This is a genomic window from Serratia sp. Nf2 (assembly GCF_003028435.1).
In the GTDB taxonomy this organism is placed as follows: domain Bacteria; phylum Pseudomonadota; class Gammaproteobacteria; order Enterobacterales; family Enterobacteriaceae; genus Serratia; species Serratia marcescens_L.
This window is the reverse complement of the sequence record NZ_PYTW01000001.1, coordinates 465,589-485,995: the sequence shown is the minus strand read 5'-3', so window position 1 is coordinate 485,995 and position 20,407 is coordinate 465,589. Positions and strand designations below refer to the sequence as shown.

Annotated in this window: 21 protein-coding genes; 12 read left to right on the top strand and 9 right to left on the bottom strand. The window is 57.8% G+C overall.

Annotated features, from left to right (window positions below):
- Positions 1-675 precede the first annotated feature (675 nt).
- A complete protein-coding gene (locus C9411_RS02290) occupies positions 676-1,242 on the top strand; it encodes a VOC family protein (protein ID WP_063990163.1) in 567 nt (188 codons plus the stop codon).
- On the opposite strand, the gene C9411_RS02285 is transcribed toward C9411_RS02290, so the two are convergent.
- Positions 1,239-2,387, bottom strand: coding sequence for a MalY/PatB family protein (locus tag C9411_RS02285; RefSeq protein WP_107226333.1), 1,149 nt, complete (start codon positions 2,385-2,387; stop codon positions 1,239-1,241). The two genes, C9411_RS02290 and C9411_RS02285, sit on opposite strands and share 4 nt — an antisense overlap.
- Positions 2,388-2,488: 101 nt before the next feature.
- Between C9411_RS02285 and cutC the strand changes: the two genes are divergently transcribed.
- Positions 2,489-3,247, top strand: coding sequence for a copper homeostasis protein CutC (gene cutC / locus C9411_RS02280; RefSeq protein WP_063990161.1), 759 nt, complete (start codon positions 2,489-2,491; stop codon positions 3,245-3,247).
- Positions 3,248-3,378: 131 nt separating this feature from the next.
- Here cutC and C9411_RS02275 read toward each other — a convergent pair whose 3' ends face one another.
- Entirely contained in the window at positions 3,379-5,199 is a 1,821-nt protein-coding gene (locus C9411_RS02275) for an exopolysaccharide biosynthesis protein (protein WP_107226332.1), read from the bottom strand.
- 436 nt (positions 5,200-5,635) lie between these two features.
- On the opposite strand from C9411_RS02275, the gene C9411_RS02270 reads away from it, so the two are divergent.
- Entirely contained in the window at positions 5,636-6,040 is a 405-nt protein-coding gene (locus C9411_RS02270) for a hypothetical protein (protein ID WP_063990159.1), read from the top strand.
- Complete coding sequence (locus tag C9411_RS02265) at positions 6,037-8,139, top strand: FKBP-type peptidyl-prolyl cis-trans isomerase N-terminal domain-containing protein (RefSeq protein WP_233221860.1); 2,103 nt, start codon at positions 6,037-6,039, stop codon at positions 8,137-8,139. Before C9411_RS02270 ends, C9411_RS02265 begins: the two co-directional genes overlap by 4 nt.
- A gap of 37 nt (positions 8,140-8,176) precedes the next feature.
- Here C9411_RS02265 and cmoB read toward each other — a convergent pair whose 3' ends face one another.
- The 5 genes from cmoB to C9411_RS02240 all read right to left on the bottom strand — a co-directional run bounded on the left by cmoB (position 8,177) and on the right by C9411_RS02240 (position 11,937).
- A complete protein-coding gene (gene cmoB / locus C9411_RS02260) occupies positions 8,177-9,148 on the bottom strand; it encodes a tRNA 5-methoxyuridine(34)/uridine 5-oxyacetic acid(34) synthase CmoB (protein ID WP_063990157.1) in 972 nt (323 codons plus the stop codon).
- Positions 9,145-9,888, bottom strand: a complete 744-nt coding sequence (gene cmoA, locus C9411_RS02255) for a carboxy-S-adenosyl-L-methionine synthase CmoA (protein ID WP_063990156.1) — start codon at positions 9,886-9,888, stop codon at positions 9,145-9,147. Before cmoA ends, cmoB begins: the two co-directional genes overlap by 4 nt.
- A gap of 103 nt (positions 9,889-9,991) precedes the next feature.
- On the bottom strand, positions 9,992-10,387 hold the full coding sequence (locus tag C9411_RS02250) for an MAPEG family protein (RefSeq protein ID WP_004932387.1): 396 nt from the start codon (positions 10,385-10,387) through the stop codon (positions 9,992-9,994).
- A gap of 102 nt (positions 10,388-10,489) precedes the next feature.
- A complete protein-coding gene (locus C9411_RS02245; RefSeq protein ID WP_107226584.1) occupies positions 10,490-11,305 on the bottom strand; it encodes a DUF72 domain-containing protein in 816 nt (271 codons plus the stop codon).
- A gap of 53 nt (positions 11,306-11,358) precedes the next feature.
- Positions 11,359-11,937, bottom strand: a complete 579-nt coding sequence (locus C9411_RS02240; RefSeq protein WP_063990359.1) for a hydrolase — start codon at positions 11,935-11,937, stop codon at positions 11,359-11,361.
- Positions 11,938-12,152: 215 nt separating this feature from the next.
- Between C9411_RS02240 and C9411_RS02235 the strand changes: the two genes are divergently transcribed.
- The 7 genes from C9411_RS02235 (at position 12,153) to ruvB (ending at position 17,782) form a co-directional block, all read left to right on the top strand.
- Positions 12,153-12,383: a zinc ribbon domain-containing protein gene (locus tag C9411_RS02235; protein ID WP_320204121.1), complete on the top strand. Its 231-nt coding sequence runs from the start codon at positions 12,153-12,155 to the stop codon at positions 12,381-12,383.
- Positions 12,384-12,457: 74 nt separating this feature from the next.
- Positions 12,458-14,242, top strand: coding sequence for an aspartate--tRNA ligase (gene aspS / locus C9411_RS02230; protein WP_063990154.1), 1,785 nt, complete (start codon positions 12,458-12,460; stop codon positions 14,240-14,242).
- The gene (gene nudB / locus C9411_RS02225) at positions 14,242-14,688 is read left to right on the top strand and encodes a dihydroneopterin triphosphate diphosphatase (RefSeq protein WP_019452808.1); all 447 of its coding nucleotides are present in this window, start codon (positions 14,242-14,244) and stop codon (positions 14,686-14,688) included. The genes aspS and nudB overlap by 1 nt, the downstream gene beginning before the upstream one ends.
- Before the next feature lie 20 nt (positions 14,689-14,708).
- A complete protein-coding gene (locus C9411_RS02220) occupies positions 14,709-15,452 on the top strand; it encodes a YebC/PmpR family DNA-binding transcriptional regulator (protein WP_033647638.1) in 744 nt (247 codons plus the stop codon).
- A gap of 57 nt (positions 15,453-15,509) precedes the next feature.
- Positions 15,510-16,031, top strand: a complete 522-nt coding sequence (ruvC, locus tag C9411_RS02215; protein ID WP_004932367.1) for a crossover junction endodeoxyribonuclease RuvC — start codon at positions 15,510-15,512, stop codon at positions 16,029-16,031.
- A 112-nt stretch (positions 16,032-16,143) separates the two neighbouring features.
- Positions 16,144-16,758 carry a Holliday junction branch migration protein RuvA gene (gene ruvA, locus C9411_RS02210; RefSeq protein WP_063990153.1) on the top strand — a complete coding sequence of 205 codons (615 nt, stop codon included), beginning with the start codon at positions 16,144-16,146 and terminating at the stop codon, positions 16,756-16,758.
- A 19-nt stretch (positions 16,759-16,777) separates the two neighbouring features.
- Positions 16,778-17,782: a Holliday junction branch migration DNA helicase RuvB gene (ruvB, locus tag C9411_RS02205; RefSeq protein WP_063990152.1), complete on the top strand. Its 1,005-nt coding sequence runs from the start codon at positions 16,778-16,780 to the stop codon at positions 17,780-17,782.
- A 59-nt stretch (positions 17,783-17,841) separates the two neighbouring features.
- Here ruvB and znuB read toward each other — a convergent pair whose 3' ends face one another.
- Positions 17,842-18,627 (bottom strand): zinc ABC transporter permease subunit ZnuB, encoded by a 786-nt coding sequence (znuB, locus tag C9411_RS02200; protein WP_063990151.1) that lies wholly within the window; start codon positions 18,625-18,627, stop codon positions 17,842-17,844.
- On the bottom strand, positions 18,624-19,382 hold the full coding sequence (gene znuC / locus C9411_RS02195) for a zinc ABC transporter ATP-binding protein ZnuC (RefSeq protein WP_063990150.1): 759 nt from the start codon (positions 19,380-19,382) through the stop codon (positions 18,624-18,626). Before znuC ends, znuB begins: the two co-directional genes overlap by 4 nt.
- A gap of 78 nt (positions 19,383-19,460) precedes the next feature.
- Between znuC and znuA the strand changes: the two genes are divergently transcribed.
- Complete coding sequence (gene znuA, locus C9411_RS02190) at positions 19,461-20,405, top strand: zinc ABC transporter substrate-binding protein ZnuA (protein ID WP_107226583.1); 945 nt, start codon at positions 19,461-19,463, stop codon at positions 20,403-20,405.
- Positions 20,406-20,407: the final 2 nt, after the last annotated feature.

The following is a 20,407-nucleotide window of genomic DNA, read 5'->3' as shown; positions in this document are numbered from 1 at the left end:
TTGTCGGAGGCGGCGCGTTGATTACCGGAAAGTGAACGCAGAATGGCCTGAACAGAATGTACGAAGGGGAGAGTGGCGAAACTAGCGCTTTTTATTGCGGCGACCGGCATCCAGCGTGTTGGTGCGGCGTGATTTGAAATGACGGTAGATGGCGTATACGGCGATAATTATCAACACCAAGGATATCGTCAGCAATAACATAATGATCATCTCGAATTGAAATTTCCTCCAAAGTAGCCGAGTTGTCTTGATGAATCAATTGCCCGGGGCTAAATTAAGATAATCCTTAGTTTTTCATTAATTATTGAATTTTATTATCTTTGTTTACAATGGGTTGATTGTTTCCTTTTTGTGACTTTGATAAGTGAGTAAAGTGTGATTAAGTGAAAAGATTCAATCGGTTTAACCCGTGAATCGCGAATGGTTTTGTGCAAAATAACTTAAATCATAGCGTCATGAAAAAAAGGTATAATGGCATGCGAAAAATCTTATTTTTTATTTTTTCGTTGATTTAATAAGCTGTCATCTTAATAAAAATCTGGTTTTTTATTCTGCCTGTCCGCAACCAAAAATCATTCTGAACGGCCGCCGAAAAACCTCGCAACGGTGGCGAGCGCTGCCGCCAGCGTGTAAATTACGGCGTTTAACTTTGCGCTCCGTTGTTTTGAGGTTTCTATGACCACTCCCTTGCAGGCCATTGCCGAGCTTGACGATCTGAAGCTCGACCTGCCGCGTTTTGAGCAGGCGTTGCATCAATTTGCCGCCAAATTACGGCTTGATCTGGCCGCGTTTAGCGCCGATCACATCTCCCTGCGCTGTCACCAGAATGCCACCGCCGAACGCTGGCGCCAGGGGCTGATGCAGTGCGGGACACTGCTGTCCGAATCGATGATCAACGGGCGACCTATCTGTCTGTTCGATTTGTCTCAGCCGCTGGCCGTAGGGCCGTGGCGGATAGACTGCATCGAATTGCCGTATCCCGGGGAGAAGCGCTATCCGCACGAAGGTTGGGAACACGTTGAATTAGTGCTCAGTGGCGATCCGCAGACGCTGCACGCCCGGGCGTTGAGCCACCTCGCCGATGAAGCGTTGCTGGCACCGGGGATCAAGCTGAAGCAAAGCTCGCCAAAGGGCGAGGGCGAACGGCTGCCGAACCCGACGCTGGCCATCACCGACGGAACGGTGACGATCAAGTTTCATCCTTATTCCATTCGAGACATCGTCGCCAGCGAACAAGGTTAGCCACGCAGTGCCGCACAGGCTCGCGCCATGCGATCGAGCGCTTCATCGAGCAGGGCCCATCGGCAACCAAAGTTAAGCCGCACAAAGCGCCGATCGCCAAAGTCCAAACCGGCGCTTAGCCCAACGCCCGCACGTTCGAAGAACTGATGCGGGTTATCTACCGGCAACGCGCTGCAGTCTATCCAGGCCAGGTAGGTGGCCTCGATAGGCAGCAACGTCAATCCCGGCATGGCGTTGATACGCTCTGCCAGCCGATCGCGATTGGCGCGCAGGTAAATCAGCTGCTCATCCAGCCAGGGTTGCCCGTATTGATAAGCCGCCTGCGCCGCCACCAGCGCCAACAGATTGACCTCCGGCACGATACCGCTGCGCGCGCGTTTCAGCCTTTGTCGCAGCGCTTCGTTGGGGACGATCGCCATTGACGCGCCCAGTCCGGCGAGATTAAACGTCTTTGACGGGGACATCAGCGTCACGCTGCGTTGGGCTGCATCGTCATTCAGGGTGGCGAAAGGGATATGCCGCACGCCGGGTTCAAGCAGCAGCTCGCAGTGGATTTCATCGGAACAGACGATTAAATCGTGCTCGCGAGCGAACTGATGGTGCTGTAACAGTTCGTCCCGGCGATAAACGGTGCCACCGGGGTTCTGCGGGTTGCACAGCAACAGGAGTTTCTCGCTGCCGTTGAGCCGATCAGGCATCGAGGAAAAATCCAGCCCCCAACGTTGGTCGGCCACCGTTAGCGGCACCGCAAGGTGTTCACGCCCGGCGAATTTGGCCGCCTTGCGAAACGGCGGATAAATGAGCGAGGGGGCCAGCGTGCTCTGATGTTCTTCGGTGCAGGCACGCACGCACAGGGTCAGGCCGCACACCAGGCCAGGCAGGAAAATGATCCATTCAGGCTTGATGTGCCAGCCGTAGCGCTCTACCATGCGGCGGGTAAAAACCTCAATAAGATCAGGGGATGGGTGGCTGTAGCCGAATACGCCGTGTGCTACGCGGCGCTGCAAGGCTTCGATCACCGCCGGCGGTGAGGTGAAATCGCTGTCGGCGACCCAAAGCGGGATGATGTCGCTGCCGCGATATTTATCCCACTTAACGCTGTCACTGTGACTGCGGTCTACCCATTGATCAAAATTGAATGCCATAGTTACAACCCTGAGCCGGTTTATGCCTATGCATGAGCCTACGTGAGAAATGAAGAAATGAACAATTGCCGCCGTATGTTGGCCGTTATCTGGGGGTGACAATGATAAAACTGGAAGTTTGTTGCTTTAGCGTCGACTGTGCGCTGACGGCCGAACGGGCAGGCGCCGATCGCATCGAGTTGTGCGCCAGCCAGAGCGAGGGGGGATTGACGCCGAGCTATGGCACGCTGCGTCTGGCGCGCGAGCGGGTTGCGATCCCGGTGCATCCGATTGTTCGTCCTCGCGGTGGCGATTTCTGCTACGGCGCGGTGGATTTCGAGGTGATCAAACAGGATCTCCGCCAGATCCGCGAGATGGGGTTCCCCGGCGTAGTCGTCGGCATGCTGGACGAAGAAGGGCATATCGATCTGCCGCGCATGCGTGAAGTGATGACGCTGTGCGAAGGCATGGCGGTGACGTTCCATCGCGCGTTCGACATGTGCCAGAATCCGATGGTAGCGTTGGAGCAACTGACCGAGCTGGGCGTGGCGCGCATTCTGACCTCCGGCCAACAGCAGAGCGCTGAACTGGGCCTGCCGTTGCTGCGCGATTTGCGCCAGGCCAGTCAGGGCCCGGTGATCATGGCGGGTGCCGGCGTGCGCCTCAGTAATCTGCACAAGTTTGTCGATATCGGCCTGCATGAACTGCACAGCTCTTCCGGCCATCTGGTGCCGTCGACCATGCGTTATCGCAAGGCGGGCGTCACCATGTGCTCCGATAACGAGTTTGACGAATTTAGCCATTATTGCGTGGATGGCGAAATGGTGGAGGCGATGAAAAACGCGCTGGCCTTGGTTGATCCCCTGGCGCAAAGCGCATAAACACGCAGCTAACCGCGTTTGACAACCGGTTTCCGGGCCGTAAGACCCCTTTGCGTGTCACTGAGCCCTCGGCGATCACGCAAGTACCAGGCCCCGGCGTTTTGCCGGGGCTTTTTTTATTTCGCTGGTGATTATTGCAGTGCATCAGGCGAGAGGTTGAAGACTTCGCCCGGGGTAATGCCGCAGCTTAAAATGCGTACCGTATTATTGCCATTGCCGGGATTGACCAGAATATCGTGGATAGTGCGATTGTTGTTCATAACAAAACGTGCGTAGTAGAGGTTGCCGATGCGTATCCAGGGAATAGCCTCATTGCTCTCGACAGTGTCAGTATAGTTATCGTTGAACGAGCGAGCCCAAATGCCAGTCGATGCTTGCGCGGTAGATTGATCGCCGATAGAGGATGCGATCGCCCAGAATGTCCTCAGTCCCATGCTCCGATGAATACGTTGACCCAAACCTTTGTAAGCCGGGTTGTCGCCAGTGGCCGTCAGAAGATTCCTGTCTACCGCCAGTTTCCCATCAATAAACCAGCCTGTAGGCTGATTGTCAGCACCGGTGGCGATCAGATTGCTGTTGGTTAAATAATTTAGCGGAGCCGCATGTAGTTGATAGCTACGTTGCGCAATGCTCAGTGTACCTCTGAGAATGTTGTAACCAGCGTCATTGTTCAGGCTGCCGTTTGTCCACATTGGCATGACGGTGTTGCTGAATGAGAGTTGATACCCAGCGTTCGCTTCGAAGCGAATAGCCTGAGGAGAGAGTGAGCCCTTCGGTCCATTGGCGGTAGCGAAGTTAACATTGCTGATTTGCACCGGGGTGATATTTGATTGGCCAGTAGTTTTTCTTAATACCAGGAACCCCCCAACGGCATCACCATAGTCATTAATATAAGAACCGTTGGCGATTTGAATATTGGCGGAGGAATCCGAGTCGATATCAATTCCGGTTCCATTTCTGTCTGCCATGAAATTGCTTAGGCTGAGACCGCCTAAATAGGAGGTTCCTTGCGTTGTGGTTTTGATAAAGGTCTTCTTGCCATAAGAGAACACATTCACCATAAACGTATTGTCGTGGCGATCGAGATTGAAAGCACAAGAACCGGCCACGGCGATAGAAGCAGAAACCGCATTTTCTGTCGGACGCACGACGTTGGCATTGACGTGAACATTGGTAAATCTGTTGATGTCCCTGCTTTCATAAATCCTGTAGTCGCAGCGGACTGCCCAACCGTAGATATTCTCAAAGTTGTTGGCTTCTCCTCGAGCTTCAACAAAGTCATAGGCGCCTACATAACGGCAGTTGGCTACTGACAGAGCGCCGGCTGCAGTAATGGTGGCACCGTATTGAACAAATCCCTCCGGCTGGGTGGCAGTATATTTTTGATCCGGATAGAGGAACGACCAACCATCAAAGACAACGTTCTTATCGCAGGCGAAACAAACCGTACCTGCCGGCTTTTTGATGATGAAACCGCTATCGTCCGAAAGGCCAGCTCGATTAGGACCATTGCTTGTTAGGCTTGCGGGGCCTTGAGCGATGCCGCAGCGAGTTCCTTTCACCGTAATGCCGCTAGCGACGCTGATGGGTTGAGCACTGGTCAGTAGGTATTGAGCGTTTTCAGAAGCATAGACCACTTTATTTTTTAGACTTGCGACATAGTTTAATGTGGCGCTGATTGCTGCGTCAGAGGCGAACGTACCATTGGGATCGGCGCCGAAGTGATCGAAGGTAAGCTTATTGTCCAGCCGTTTCCAGCGGGCACCACCCGCCGTAACCACTACGGTACCGTTATTGTCCGTACTGGTTGTATCCGTTTTCTCATAATAGAATTCGCCGCCACCGGCGAAACGTCCGGGGGTGTGAGAAACTAGAAAGACGATCTGATCGTCTGTAGCGGGTGTCAGATTACGCAATTCACTGATGTTACGCACACTAATCATATTGCTCATGATATCTCTCCTGTTAGTTGGCAACATGATTCTCAATCAGACTGGACGTTTGAAAAAGCCGATGAGGTTTACTCAGCAGTGATACATCATCAAGGTCAGGCCGCGGTATTTGGATCACGAATTGGGTCAGTACCTTGTAAAGACGCTGTCCCAGTTCATACGCTGTTTCTCGGTCAGCCCCTCATCTCTTCTTGCGCTCGTCATGCCCTGCTGATAACTTTGTGAGTTAAAATCTTTTAAATATCATAATATTAAATGATTTTTTGGTATGTATTGTCACGGTGAATGATTTGCGTTCTGCCGCTCATCACCGCGTCTGTATTTTTACCTGTTCATCGCCGGCCATATGGCTGGAACATCACAGCATCAATTGAGGAGAGCCGTCGGCGCAGCCGCAGGGCACGTTGATGGCGGACTAAACAAGGAGATAACGATAATGACCCGAACGGCACACTGTTTGACCGCGGCGCTTTTACTGACGTTGGCCCTGACCGGCTGCCAGACCGCCAAGCGGCCCGTTTCTACATTAAGTAAGCCGCCCAGCGCAGAGGACATTGCGGAACAAGACAAACGGCAGCGTGAGGCCGAGCGTATACAGCAGTGCCAGCGTGAGTTGGATGCCATGCGCGGCATGGATAACGAAAAATACCAAAAATTCAAACGTGAATTCGATACCTTGATGGGCGGCGCAGCGCAGTATGCCGGGGTACGCCAACGGGTCAACACGGGCACGCAGGAAACCGTCGACGCTCTATATCGTTATCGCACCAGCCGCCTCTGCGCAGACATCAGTTCTGCCATGATGACCGGCCTGGCTGAGCGCGGAGAACGCGCCCAATGACCCCCCGTGCGAGAAAGGCCTTACTGAGCCTGATGATACCGCTGGCGTTTGCGCCAGCGGTGGCCGTGGCGGATGACGATGTGCCGGCATTATTGCAGTTTGCCGAGCGTTACCAGCGGCAGGACGCACTGGCGGCGGATACCGTGGTGACCCCATCCCAAGAAACCCAAAAGCCGGCGTCCCGGCCGGTTCAAACTCGTGAAACGAGCCCGCAGAGAAAGCAACTGGCGCAGTTGCAAAAGACGCTGCGCGAGAAAGAGGCTCGATTGGAGCAACAGCAAACCGCTATTCAATCACTGCAGCAGGAGCTGACCGCGTTGCGGGTTGCGTCGTCCCTGGCCGCTGCCGATAAACCGGCACCGGCGCCTGATTTGAGCGCGTTGAGCGACTTCGCCAGCGGCGTTCGGCAGGCGCTAAACCTGACCCCGCAGGAGCGCAAGGCTCAGGCGCAGATCGCCGAAGCGCAGGCGGCGTTAGCGCGGCAAAAGCAGCAAACCGAGGAGCGCGATCGGCGCATTGCCTTGCTGGAACAACGGCTGGCGGCGCTGCCTAAACAGCCTGATAACGCTCGGCAACAGGTCTGGCAGGAGAAACTGGCGGCAGAGCAGACTGCCAACGATACAGCGCGCCAGCGTTATGAGCAGGGAAAAAAAACAGCCGCCGCTGAGCTGGAACAGCAGAAGGCCGAGGCTGCCAGGTTGACGGGCGAACTGCAGCAGCAGCTGGCGCAGCTGCAAAAGGAGCAGGAGGGCCAACGGCAGCAGTGTGGGCAGCAAGAGAAAAGCCTGAAGGCCGCGCTGGCGCGGCAAAAGGCCGAAGCTGCCAAGGCGATGGGCGAGCTTCAACAGCAGCTGGCGCAGCGGCAGAAAGAGCAGGATGACCAACGCCAACAGGCCGAGCGGCAAGAGAAAAACCTGAAGGCCGCGCTGGCGCAGCAAAAGGCTGAAGCCGCCAAGGCGACGGGCGAGCTTCAACAGCAGCTGGCGCAGCGGCAGAAAGAGCAGGATGACCAACGCCAACAGGCCGAGCGGCAAGAGAAAAACCTGAAGATTGCGCTGGAACAGCAAAAGGCCGAAGCCGCCAAGATGATGGGCGAGCTTCAGCAGCAGCTGGCGCAGCGGCAGAAAGAGCAGGAGGACCAACGCCAACAGGCCGAGCGGCAAGAGAACAACCTGAAGATTGCGCTGGAACAGCAAAAGGCTGAAGCCGCCAAGGCGACGGGCGAACTTCAGCAACAGCTGGCGCAGTTACAGGAAAAAAACAAGACGCAAACCGAGCAGGCGAAGGCATTGGAGCAGCGGCTGGCAATGGCGATGGCGGAAAGCGATAAATCAACACTGCAACTGGCGAAAACGACGGAGCAGGCGAAAAAAACTGCAACGGAGCTGGTGGACGCCAATCAAGCGCAGCAAGCTTTGCAAGACGAGCTGAGCGGGCTGAGATCGCGGGCCAAATGGCTGCCGGATGCGCAGGCGCTCAAGAAACAGCCGGCGCAGCAGAGCTATGCTGCCGGTGTTGCTTTGGGGCGCGATATTCAAACAATGCTGGCGGAGCGTAAAAATTGGGGCATCAATCCCGATAAAACCGTGCTGCTGGCGGGCGTGATCGATACCTTTAACGGCCATTACCAGTTGAGCGATGCACAGTTGACCCGCGCGCTGGCGGAGTCGGAAAAAGCGGTGAACGATGCCAGAAACCAGGTGGCAAAGACGCAGACCGGCAAGGGCGAGGCGTTCGTCGCCGAGTTTAAAAAGAAGAAGGGCACGCAGAAGTCGCCTGCCGGTTTTTGGTATCGCATCGATTATGCGGGTGATGAAGCCATTAAGGAAAACGCGCGGGTAGACATCGTGGTGAAAGAGAGTTTAACCGACGGCAGCGTGATTCAGGATATGGATCGCAGTGGGAAGGTGATGTCACAGCCGCTCTCCGCCTATCCGCCGTTGTTCCGCGAGGCGATCGGCCATCTGAAAAACCACGGTTCGCTGACGATGGTGGTGCCGCCGGCGTTGGCGTACGGTGAAACGGGCTATGCGCCGCAGATCCCGCCGAATGCGACAATGGTGTATGAGCTGCGGATTGTCGATGTCAGTAACGGGTAAGGTCGGGCCGGCGCAGGCCGGCCCGAATTAGCGAGCGCTAGGGTTTTCTGGCGGTAAGCACGGCGCGCAGCGGCGCCGGATAGCCTTCGATCGTTTTGCTGCGATCGTTCGGATCAAGGAATTCGGCCAGCGACTCGCTGGTCATCCAGTCGGTGCGGCGCTGCTCGTCGAGGCTGGTGACGCACAGGTCGGCGATCTTCACGTCGACGAAGCCGCACTTCTCCAGCCAGCATTTCAGCGCCTCGGCGGAAGGGATGAAATACACGTTGCGCATCTGCGCATAACGATCGCCCGGCACCAGCACCTGGTGGCGATCGCCTTCCACCACCAGCGTTTCCAACACCAGTTCACCTTCAGTCACCAGCTGATTTTTCAGCTGATACAGATGATCGAGCGGCGAGCGGCGGTGATACAGCACCCCCATCGAGAACACGGTGTCGAACGCTGCCAACTCCGGCAATTGCTCGATGCCGAGCGGCAGCAGGTGGGCACGCTGATCGCCGCCCAACAGTTTGCGCACGGCTTCAAATTGGCACAGGAACAGTTGCATCGGATCGATGCCGACGGCGAAGTGTGCGCCGGCGCCGATCATGCGCCACAGGTGATAACCGCTGCCGCAGCCGACGTCGAGAATGGTGCGGCCGGCCAACGGAGAAATGTGTGGCAGCACGCGATCCCACTTCCAGTCGGAATGCCATTCGGTATCGATATCAATGCCATACAGCGAGAACGGCCCTTTACGCCACGGCATCAGGGTGCGCAGCATTTTCTCGATGCCTTCAAGCTGGCCCGGCGACAGGTCCGGTTCCATCTCGGCGCGCACGCCGTGCAGCAGCTCGAGACGGGTGGGAGTCAGCGTCGGCAAATGCTCGACCGAGTTGAACCACTGTTTGAATTTACCGTGCAGCGATTCGCGTTGCCAGGCGCTCAACTGTGCAGGCAGGGTGTCCAGCCAATGGCTGAGGGGGCTTTTGGCGATGCGCTGGTAGAAATCACCGAACTCGATCATTGCGCATCCCCCGCTTTCAGGGCGATCAGCGAACCGAAGTTGAAGCATTGGAACCACACTTCGGCATGCTCGAACCCGGCTTGATGCAGACGTGTCTTGTGCGCTTCCACCGAGTCGGTGAGCATCACGTTTTCCAGCATGCTGCGTTTTTGGCTGATCTCCAACTCGCTGTACCCGTTGGCGCGTTTGAAATCGTGATGCATGTTGAACAGCAGCTCGCCGACTTCGGCGTCTTCAAAGCTGAATTTCTCCGACAGCACCAGCGCGCCGCCCGGACGCAGGCCGCGATAGATTTTCTCCAGCAGGCGCAGGCGGTCGGCCGGTTCGAGGAACTGCAGCGTAAAGTTCAGCACCACCATCGAGGCGTTCTCGATGTCGATATCGCGAATGTCGGCTTCGATGACGTCAACCGGCGTCTCGGCGCGGAAGGCATCGATATGGCGGCGGCAACGTTCCACCATCGCCGGCGAATTGTCGACGGCGACGATATCGCAGCCGGGCACCTTGATATTCCGCCGCATCGACAGCGTCGCCGCGCCCAGTGAGCAGCCCAGGTCATACACCCGGCTGTCGGGTTGCACAAAGCGTTCGGCCAGCATGCCGATCATCGAGATGATGTTGGAATAGCCGGGAACGGAGCGTTGGATCATGTCGGGGAACACTTCGGCAACGCGTTCGTCGAAGGTCCAGTCGCCCAATTTGGCGATGGGGGCGGAGAAAAGGGTATCGCGGTTTGGCATAGCGGCAAATCAGTTCAGAATTCGAAGCTGCGTAGTCTAACAGAAAAGCGTAAAAAAGCGGAGCGGAAGCAGGCGGCGCGGCCGCCTGATGATAAAAACGGGATCAATGCAGGCTGAAAATCAGATCCCAAGGCAGATAGAAGATATTTGCCAGAACCATCAACAACAAAGAAATGTAGGTCGCGGCCATGCCTGAACGGCGCCAGCGAACCTCGCGGTTGCGCAAACCATAGTAATGCACCAGTCGCCCGGCCATCAGCATCAGGCCGCAAAGGTGAATCATCCAGATTTCCGCGCCGTTCATTTCCATGATCACCAGCAATACGGCAGCGATAGGAATGTATTCAACGGCGTTGCCATGCACGCGGATGGCAGTCTGCAATTCGTAAAAACCGCCGTCACCGTAGGCTACGCGGTACTGCATCCTTAATCTGACGACGTCATAAGAGAGTTTGATCAACAACAATGCGCCGAGCACCACATAAAGCGCGCTTACCATTTTTAACTCCGTTCCCTAACCAAAACTGGCAGCCAGCATCATAGCCGTCATTGTATTCACTGTCGCGGGGAAATATTTGATGTTATTGGTCAGATTAATAGGTCAAAACAGTGCATCTTGCTCTGGCCAGTCAGGTGGCGCAGGCAAATCGGGGATCGCCAGGCGCAGCTGCTGCCAAATTTTTTGCGCCTGTTGGGGCGAATCGCCGTTGTCCGGCGTATGAATAAACAGATAGGGCTGATGCTGCTGCTGCCACAGCGGCAGTTTTTGCTGCCAGGCGTCGAACCAGCGCAGGTTATCGGCCAACTGGTCGCCGCCGATAAAGCGCACCAGCGGTTGGCCGGCGGTGACCAGAGCGTGTACCGGCAGCTTCGGTTTTTTCTGCTGCGCATCGCGCACGGCGGCGGTGTTGGGGGCGGCGTGATGCACCGGGCGGCTGTCGAGGATCACCCGATTGATGCCGCGCTGATGCAACCCTTGATTCAGCGCGCGCTCTGCCTCGCCCTTGGCGAAAAACGCCGGGTGACGCACTTCTACGCCGTAGGTGAATTCCTTCGGCAGGTTTTCGAAAAACTGCCACATGCGCGGCAGCTCGTCTGGGCCGAAGGCGGCGGGCAGCTGCAGCCACAGTTGGCCGATGCGCTGATGCACAGGGCTCAGGCAGTGGTAAAACGCCTGCAGTTCGGCGGCACAGTTGCGCAGGGCGGCCTTGTGGCTGATGTCCGACGGGAATTTGAAGCAGAAGCGAAAATCGTCACCGGTCATGTCGCGCCAGCGTTGCACGATTTCCAGCTTCGGTAGCGCGTAGAAGGTGGTGTTGCCTTCCACGCAGTTGAAGTAGCGGCTGTAATCCGCCAAGTCACGCAGCCCGATACGGTTCCAGGCTGAATGTTGCCACTGTGGCAGTCCGATGTAGATCACGGCGTCGTCTTCCTTTACTTATCCTTGGCTTATCAGGCTACAACTTAACGTTACCGGTCGAGCGCGGCAAGAATTTCGCCGGTGTCGCGCACCCGCGCCAAACGCGGGAAGATGTGTTCGAACGCGAAACGATGCATTTCCGCGTTCTGTGCGCTGCAGACGTCCTCGGCGATCACCAGCTCATAGCCGTGTTCCCAGGCGGCGCGGGCGGTGGATTCCACGCCGATATTGGTGGAGATGCCGCCCAGCACCACGGATTTGATGCCGCGGCGGCGCAGCTGTAAATCCAGATCGGTGCCGTAGAAGGCGCCCCATTGGCGCTTAGTCACCCGAATATCGCTGTCATTGACCGCCAGCGGTGCGGGGAACTCCCACCAACTGGCCGGCAAGCCGCCGGCGGGCGCGGGAGCCGGTTTGTCCACCGGCTGTTTCAGCGCTTCGGCGAAGGAGTCGGACCAGCCGACGCGCACCAGCAGCACCGGCGCGCCCAGCAGGCGAAAACGGGCGGCCAGCAGGGCGGCGTTCGCCACCACCTGGTCGGCGCTGTGCGGGCCGCCGGCGTAGGGCAGAATGCCGTTTTGCAAATCGATCAGCACCAGAGCGGTGGTTTGGGCGTCAAGTTTCAGCATGGATTTCATCTCGTTGCGAAGTGGATAAAAACTGTTCGGTTCGCCAGGCGAGCAGCGTACGGCGCAAAACCGGAGGAGAATCAGGCTACGTGAAAAAACTGTCGCAGGTTAATGGGAAATTTGTTAACCGATGTGTTGATTCGAGCAAAAACGCGCCATTTAGTGCAGTAACAATGCTGTGTTCGCACTTATCGGGCGGATGAATTTCCTTTATAATGACTCCCTTTTTTCAACACTCTTTAATCCAACGACCTATGCCGATTTATGAATATGCATGTGGTGCTTGCAACCATCGGTTAGAGAAATTGCAAAAATTTTCCGATGCGCCGCTGGCAGACTGCCCGGCGTGTGGGCAGCCCGCGTTGACCAAGTTGATCTCGTCCTCCGGTTTCCAGCTTAAGGGCACCGGCTGGTATGCGACGGATTTTAAACCGGGTAACAAGTAGAATTTATCAGATAACAGCCGCGCGACAGGGGCACAGTAGCCCGGCGCGGCATCGGCTGTGTAAAAGGATAGCGTATGCGTACTGAATATTGCGGGCAGTTGAATCTGTCCCACGTGGGCCAGGAAGTCACTCTGTGTGGTTGGGTCAATCGTCGTCGCGATCTCGGCGGCCTGATCTTTATTGATATGCGCGACCGCGAAGGCATCGTGCAGGTGTTCTTCGATCCGGACCAGAAAGTGGCGTTCGACAAGGCCTACGACCTGCGCAATGAGTTCTGCATCCAGATCGTCGGCACCGTGCGTGCGCGTCCGGACAGCCAGATCAATAAAGATATGGCCACCGGCGAAGTGGAAGTATTCGCCCACGCGCTGGAGATCATCAACCGCTCCGAGCCGCTGCCGCTGGACTCCAACCAGGTCAACAGCGAAGAAGCGCGCCTGAAATACCGCTACCTGGATCTGCGTCGCCCGGAAATGGCCGAGCGTCTGAAGACCCGCGCCAAAATCACCAGCTTCGTGCGCCGCTTTATGGACAGCCACGGCTTCCTCGATATCGAAACGCCGATGCTGACCAAGGCGACGCCGGAAGGTGCCCGCGATTACCTGGTGCCGAGCCGCGTGCACAAGGGCAAATTCTACGCGCTGCCGCAGTCCCCGCAGCTGTTCAAACAGCTGCTGATGATGTCCGGCTTCGATCGTTACTACCAGATCGTCAAATGCTTCCGTGACGAAGACCTGCGTGCGGACCGTCAGCCTGAATTCACCCAGATCGACGTCGAAACCTCTTTCATGACCGCCGATCAGGTACGTGAAGTGATGGAGAAGCTGGCGCGCGAGCTGTGGCTGGACGTGAAGGGCGTGGATCTGGGCGATTTCCCGGTCATGACCTTCGCCGAAGCGATGCGTCGCTTTGGCTCCGATAAGCCGGACCTGCGTAACCCGCTGGAGCTGGTGGACGTGGCTGACCTGGTCAAGGACGTCGAGTTTAAAGTGTTCTCCGGCCCGGCCAACGACGCCAAAGGCCGCGTGGCGGCGATCCGCGTACCGGGCGGCGCACAGCTGACCCGCAAGCAGATCGACGAGTACGGCGCTTTCGTCAACATCTACGGCGCCAAAGGCCTGGCGTGGCTGAAGGTCAACGACCGCGCCGCCGGCATGGAAGGCGTGCAGAGCCCGATCGCCAAATTCCTCAGCGCGGACGTGTTGGAAAGCATCCTGACGCGCACCGATGCGCAGACCGGCGATATCCTGTTCTTTGGCGCTGACAGCTTCAAGATTGTCACCGATGCGATGGGCGCGCTGCGTCTGAAGCTGGGTCGCGATCTGGCGCTGACGCAACTCGACAGCTGGGCACCGCTGTGGGTGGTTGACTTCCCGATGTTCGAAGAAGACGAAGAGGGTGGCCTGGCGGCCATGCACCACCCGTTCACCTCGCCGCGCGACATGAGCCCGGAAGAGCTGGCGGCAGCGCCGGTCAACGCCATCGCCAATGCCTATGACATGGTGATCAACGGTTACGAAGTGGGCGGCGGTTCGGTGCGTATTCACCGCAGCGAAATGCAGCAGACGGTATTCAGCATTCTGGGCATTAACGAACACGAACAGCGCGAGAAGTTCGGCTTCCTGCTGGACGCGTTGAAGTACGGTACGCCGCCGCATGCCGGCCTGGCTTTCGGCCTGGATCGTCTGGTGATGCTGCTGACCGGCACCGACAACATCCGCGACGTCATCGCCTTCCCGAAAACCACCGCGGCGGCCTGTCTGATGACCGACGCACCGAGCTTCGCCAACCCGGCGTCGCTGCAGGAGCTGGCGATCAGCGTGGTAAAGAAAGCCGGTGCGGAACAAGAGAGCGAGTGATGAGTTACAAGCGCCCTGAATCTATCCTGGTAGTGATTTACGCGAAATCCAGTGGTCGGGTGCTGATGTTACAGCGGCGCGACGATACCGAGTTCTGGCAGTCGGTCACCGGCAGCCTGGAACAGGATGAGTCGCCGCCGCATGCCGCGCAGCGTGAAGTCATGGAAGAAGTCGGTATCGATATCGAAGCAGAGCACCTGCCGTTGTTCGATTGCCAGCGCTGCGTGGAGTTTGAACTCTTTGTCCATTTGCGACATCGCTATGCGCCGGGAACCACGCGCAATAAAGAGCACTGGTTCTGCCTGGCGTTGCCCGAGGAGCGCGATCCGGTGATTACCGAGCATCACGCTTACCAATGGCTTGAGGCGGCCGAGGCCGTGAAGTTGACCAAGTCATGGAGCAATCAGCAGGCGATTGAAGAGTTCGTGATCAATTCAGTCCAGTAGTTTTTTTCGGAGATTTTTTTATGGCAGGTCATAGTAAGTGGGCCAACACAAAGCACCGTAAAGCGGCGCAGGACGCCAAGCGCGGTAAAATTTTCACCAAGATTATTCGTGAGCTGGTCACGGCCGCCAAGCTGGGCGGCGGCGATCCGGATTCCAACCCGCGTCTGCGCGCGGCGATGGACAAGGCGCTGTCGAACAACATGACGCGCGACACCATGAACCGTGCCATCGCGCGCGGCGTGGGCGGTGATGATGATACCAATATGGAAACCATCATCTATGAAGGTTACGGCCCTGGTGGCACCGCCGTCATGATCGAATGCCTGAGCGACAACCGCAACCGCACCGTGGCGGAAGTGCGCCACGCCTTCACCAAATGCGGCGGCAACCTCGGCACCGACGGTTCCGTGGCTTACCTGTTCACCAAGAAAGGCGTGATCACCTACGCACCGGGCCTGGATGAAGACACCGTGATGGAAGCGGCGCTGGAAGCCGGTGCGGAAGACATCGTGACCTATGACGATGGCGCCATCGACGTGTTCACCGCCTGGGAAAGTCTGGGCGCGGTGAAAGACGCGCTGACCGCGGCGGGCTTCGAAGCCGAAGCGGCGGAAGTATCGATGATCCCATCGACCAAGGCTGACATGGATGCGGAAACCGCGCCTAAGCTGTTGCGCCTGATCGATATGCTGGAAGACTGCGACGACGTGCAGGAAGTTTACCATAACGGTGAAATCTCCGACGAAGTGGCGGCGACGCTGTAATCCGGTAAAACGGGCGCCGCCGTTCGGCGGCGCCGTGCATGCAAGGTGGATGTAGATATGGCGATCATACTCGGTATCGATCCCGGCTCACGCGTCACCGGCTATGGCCTTATCCGTCAGCAGGGGCGTCAGTTGAGCTATATCGCCAGCGGCTGCATCCGCACGGTGGTGGACGACATGCCGACGCGGCTGAAGCTGATTTACGCCGGCGTCAGTGAGATCATCACCCAGTTTCAGCCCGACTTCTTCGCCATCGAACAGGTGTTTATGGCCAAGAACCCGGATTCGGCGCTCAAGCTCGGTCAGGCGCGCGGCGTCGCGATCGTGGCGGCGGTGAATCAGAATCTGGAAGTGTTCGAGTATGCGGCGCGGCAGGTCAAACAGACCGTGGTCGGCACCGGCGCGGCCGAAAAGGCGCAGGTACAGCACATGGTGCGCTCGCTGCTCAAACTCTCGGCCAACCCGCAGGCGGACGCCGCCGATGCCCTGGCCATCGCCATCACCCACTGCCACCTCAGCCAGAACGTGCTGCGGATGAGCGAAGGGCGGCTGAACCTGGCGCGCGGGCGTTTGCGCTGACGCAAAGCGATGATTGCTCAGGCTGGATATTCATCCAGCCTTTTTTATGTTATAAGCTTTACCAGCAACGGCATGGCAGGGCGCCATGCCCGGTCATTCTGCAGGAGGGTAAATGATAGGTCGTCTCAGAGGAAATATTCTGGAAAAGCAGCCGCCGCTGGTGTTACTGGAGGCGAACGGCGTGGGCTATGAGGTACACATGCCGATGACCTGCTTTTACGAGCTGCCGGAACTGGGGCAAGAGGCTATCGTGTTTACCCACTTCGTGGTGCGTGAAGACGCGCAGCTGCTGTACGGTTTTAACGACAAGCAGGAGCGTGCGCTGTTCCGCGAGCTGATCAAGGTCAACGGCGTCGGGCCAAAACTGGCGCTGGCGATCCTGTCCGGCATGTCCGCGCAGCAGTTCGTCAGCGCGGTGGAGCGTGAAGAGATCACTGCACTGGTCAAGCTGCCGGGCGTAGGCAAGAAAACTGCCGAGCGCCTGGTGGTGGAGATGAAAGACCGCTTCAAAGGGCTGAACGGCGACCTGTTCAACAGCAGCAGCGAGATCAGTCTGCCGTCCGCCGCCGCCAAAGCGCCTGAAGCGGACGCCGAAGCCGAAGCTGTTTCGGCGCTGGTGGCGCTGGGCTATAAGCCGCAGGAAGCCAGCCGCATGATCAGCAAAATTGCCAAACCGGGCGCCGACTGCGAGACGCTGATCCGCGACGCGCTGCGCGCTGCTTTGTAAGGCCGCTAAGAGGTAGATAATGATTGAAGCCGATCGTCTGATCTCCGCCGAACCGATCAACGAGGAAGAAGTCCTCGATCGCGCCATTCGTCCCAAGCTGTTGACCGAATACGTTGGCCAGCCGCACGTACGCGAGCAGATGGAGATCTTCATCCAGGCGGCCAAGCAGCGCGGCGACGCGCTCGACCATCTGCTGATCTTCGGCCCGCCGGGCCTGGGGAAAACCACCCTGGCCAACATCGTGGCCAACGAAATGGGCGTGAATCTGCGCACCACCTCCGGCCCGGTGCTGGAGAAGGCGGGCGATTTGGCGGCGATGCTGACCAACCTTGAACCGCACGACGTGTTGTTCATTGACGAAATCCACCGTTTGTCACCGGTGGTGGAAGAAGTGCTGTATCCGGCGATGGAAGACTATCAGCTGGATATCATGATCGGCGAAGGGCCGGCGGCGCGTTCGATTAAGCTCGATCTGCCGCCGTTTACCTTGGTGGGCGCTACCACCCGCGCCGGCTCGCTGACCTCGCCGCTGCGCGATCGCTTCGGCATTGTTCAGCGGCTGGAGTTTTATCAGGTGGCGGATCTGCAGCACATCGTCTCGCGCAGTGCCGGCTGTCTGGGGCTGGAGCTGTCCGACGAGGGTGCCCATGAAGTGGCCCGCCGCGCGCGGGGGACGCCGCGTATCGCTAACCGCCTGTTGCGCCGGGTGCGCGACTTTGCCGAGGTGCGCGCCAACGGCGTGATCAGCGGTTCGGTGGCGGCGCAGGCGCTCGATATGCTCAACGTCGATGCCGAAGGTTTCGACTATATGGATCGCAAGCTGCTGTTAGCGATTATCGACAAGTTTACCGGCGGCCCGGTCGGACTGGACAACCTGGCGGCGGCGATCGGCGAAGAGCGTGAGACTATCGAAGACGTGATTGAGCCGTTCCTGATCCAGCAGGGCTTTATCCAGCGCACGCCGCGCGGCCGTCTGGCGACGCAGCACGCCTACCGGCACTTTGGGCTCGAGCGAGAAGGGTAAGGCTTCAATCCGCCATAAAAAGGGCCGCAGATGCGGCCCTTGTCATATCCCGGCGTTAATTAAGCCTGCTGTTTTTTGAACAAGCTCAGCACGAACAGCACGGCGGCGCAGAGCACCACCGAAGGGCCGGCCGGCGTATCGTAAAACGCCGAGAAGGCCAGGCCGCCGGTGACGGCTACCATGCCGAGCAGCACTGCGACGCCGGCCATTTGTTCCGGCGTGCGCGCGAAGCGGCGAGCGGTGGCTGCCGGAATGATCAGCAGCGAGGTGATGATCAGCGCGCCGACGAATTTCATCGCCAGACCGATGGTCAACGCGGTAACCAGCATCAACACGGTGCGTGCGCGCACCAGGTTAACGCCGTCGACGTGCGCCAGCTCCGGGCTGATGGTCATCGACAGCAGATCGCGCCACTGCCACCACAGCACCAGCAGCACCACGGCGACGCCGCCGGCGATCATCACGATATCGCTCAGCGTGACCGACAGCAGATCGCCGAACAGGTAGGCCATCAGATCGACCCGCACGTTAGACATCAACGCCACCACTACCAGGCCCAGCGACAGGGCGCTGTGGGCCAGAATGCCGAGCAGGGTATCCACTGAAAGCTGCGGGCGGCGTTCCAGCCACACCAGGGCCAGGGCCAGCAGCAGCGTAATGGCGATCACCGCATAGAAGGGATTGATGTCCAGCAGCAGGCCAAAGGCGACGCCGAGCAACGAGGCATGCGCCAGGGTATCGCCAAAGTAGGACATGCGGCGCCAGACTACGAAGGAACCCAGTGGCCCGGCGGCACCAGCCAACAACACGCCGGCCAGCCAGCCGGGAAGTAACAGTTCAATCATGCTTCGCGGCTCCCGGTTTTCTTCAAAACAATTCTTCCCTGCAGGTCGTGGCGGTGGTTGTGATGGTGGCGATACACCGCCAGTTGCTCTGCGCCGCGGTTGCCGAACATGGCGATAAATTCGGGATGCATCGATACCACCTCCGGTGCCCCGGAGCAGCAGATGTGCTGATTGAGGCACAAGACCTCGTCGGTTTTCGCCATCACCAGATGCAGATCGTGCGACACCATCAGCACGGCGCAGCCCAGCTCTTTACGCAGCTGATCGATGAGATCGTACAGCGCCAGCTGGCCGTTGACGTCCACTCCCTGCGTGGGTTCGTCCAGCACCAGCAACTGCGGTTTGTTCAGCAGCGCTCGCGCCAGGAGCACGCGTTGGTTTTCGCCCCCGGAGAGCTTTTGCATCGGCTGGTCGAGCAGGTGGGCGGCGTGCACGCGCTTGAGCGCCGGCAGAATGTCGGCTTTCTTTACGCCGGGCTTGAGACGCATAAAGCGGTTGACGGTCAGCGGCAGGGTGGCGTCGAGGTGCAGCTTTTGCGGCACGTAGCCAATGCGCAGATCGGGCTCACGCTCCAGCGTGCCGGCAGTCGGTTTGACCAATCCCAGCACCACGCGCACCAGCGTAGACTTGCCCGCGCCGTTCGGGCCCAGCAGCGTGAGAATACGGCCGGGTTGCAGGCTGAGGGAAATGTTCGACAGCACCTTGCGGCTGCCGAAGGCGACGGAGATATTTTTTAGCGTTATCAGTGTAGACATCTCGAGATTACAGGTTGCAGAACGAAGCGAATGTTATAATATCACGCCTTGTTGATGAAAACGATGGGATTACTGATGATGGCAACGAAAAATAAATGGTTGCAGCGCACGCTGTTGGCCAGCGCACTGTTGATGGCCGGCCCGCTGAGCAGCGCTTCCGCTGCGGTGGTGACCTCGATTCGTCCGTTAGGCTTTATCGCATCGGCGATCGCCGACGGCGTGACGCCGACCGAGGTGTTGCTGCCGGACGGCGCTTCGCCGCACGATTTTGCGCTGCGTCCTTCCGATATTCAGCGTTTGCGCTCTGCGGACCTGGTGCTGTGGGTCGGGCCGGACATGGAAGCGTTCCTGAACAAGGCGCTGGTGCCGATCTCGGCAACCCGCAAGCTGGCCATCAGCGAACTGCCTGCGGTGAAGCCGTTGCTGATGAAAGGCGAAGATGACGACGATCATGAACATGCAGGCGAAGCGCATAACCATGCCGATGACGATCATGGGCATCATCACGGCGAGTACAATATGCACGTTTGGCTGTCGCCGGAGATAGCAAAAGTGACCGCGATCGCGATTCACGACAGATTGTTGGAACTTATGCCGCAAAATAAGGACAAATTAGACGCAAACCTGCGCCAGTTCGAGAATCTGCTGACGCAAACTGACAAAAATGTTGGTAACATGCTTACGCCTGTGCAAGGTAAGGGTTATTTTGTTTTTCATGATGCTTACGGCTACTTTGAGAAACACTACGGTTTGAGTCCGCTGGGCCATTTCACCGTCAATCCCGAAATTCAGCCTGGAGCACAGCGCCTACACCAAATTCGAACACAGTTGGTTGAGCAGAAAGCGGTATGCGTTTTTGCTGAGCCACAATTCAGGCCGGCCGTAATCAATGCCGTTGCCAAGGGTACCAAAGTGCGTTCCGGAACGCTGGACCCGCTGGGCATCGGCATCGCGCTGGGGAAGGACAGCTATGGGAAATTCCTGACTCAGCTGTCAAACCAGTACGTGAGCTGCCTGAAGTAAAG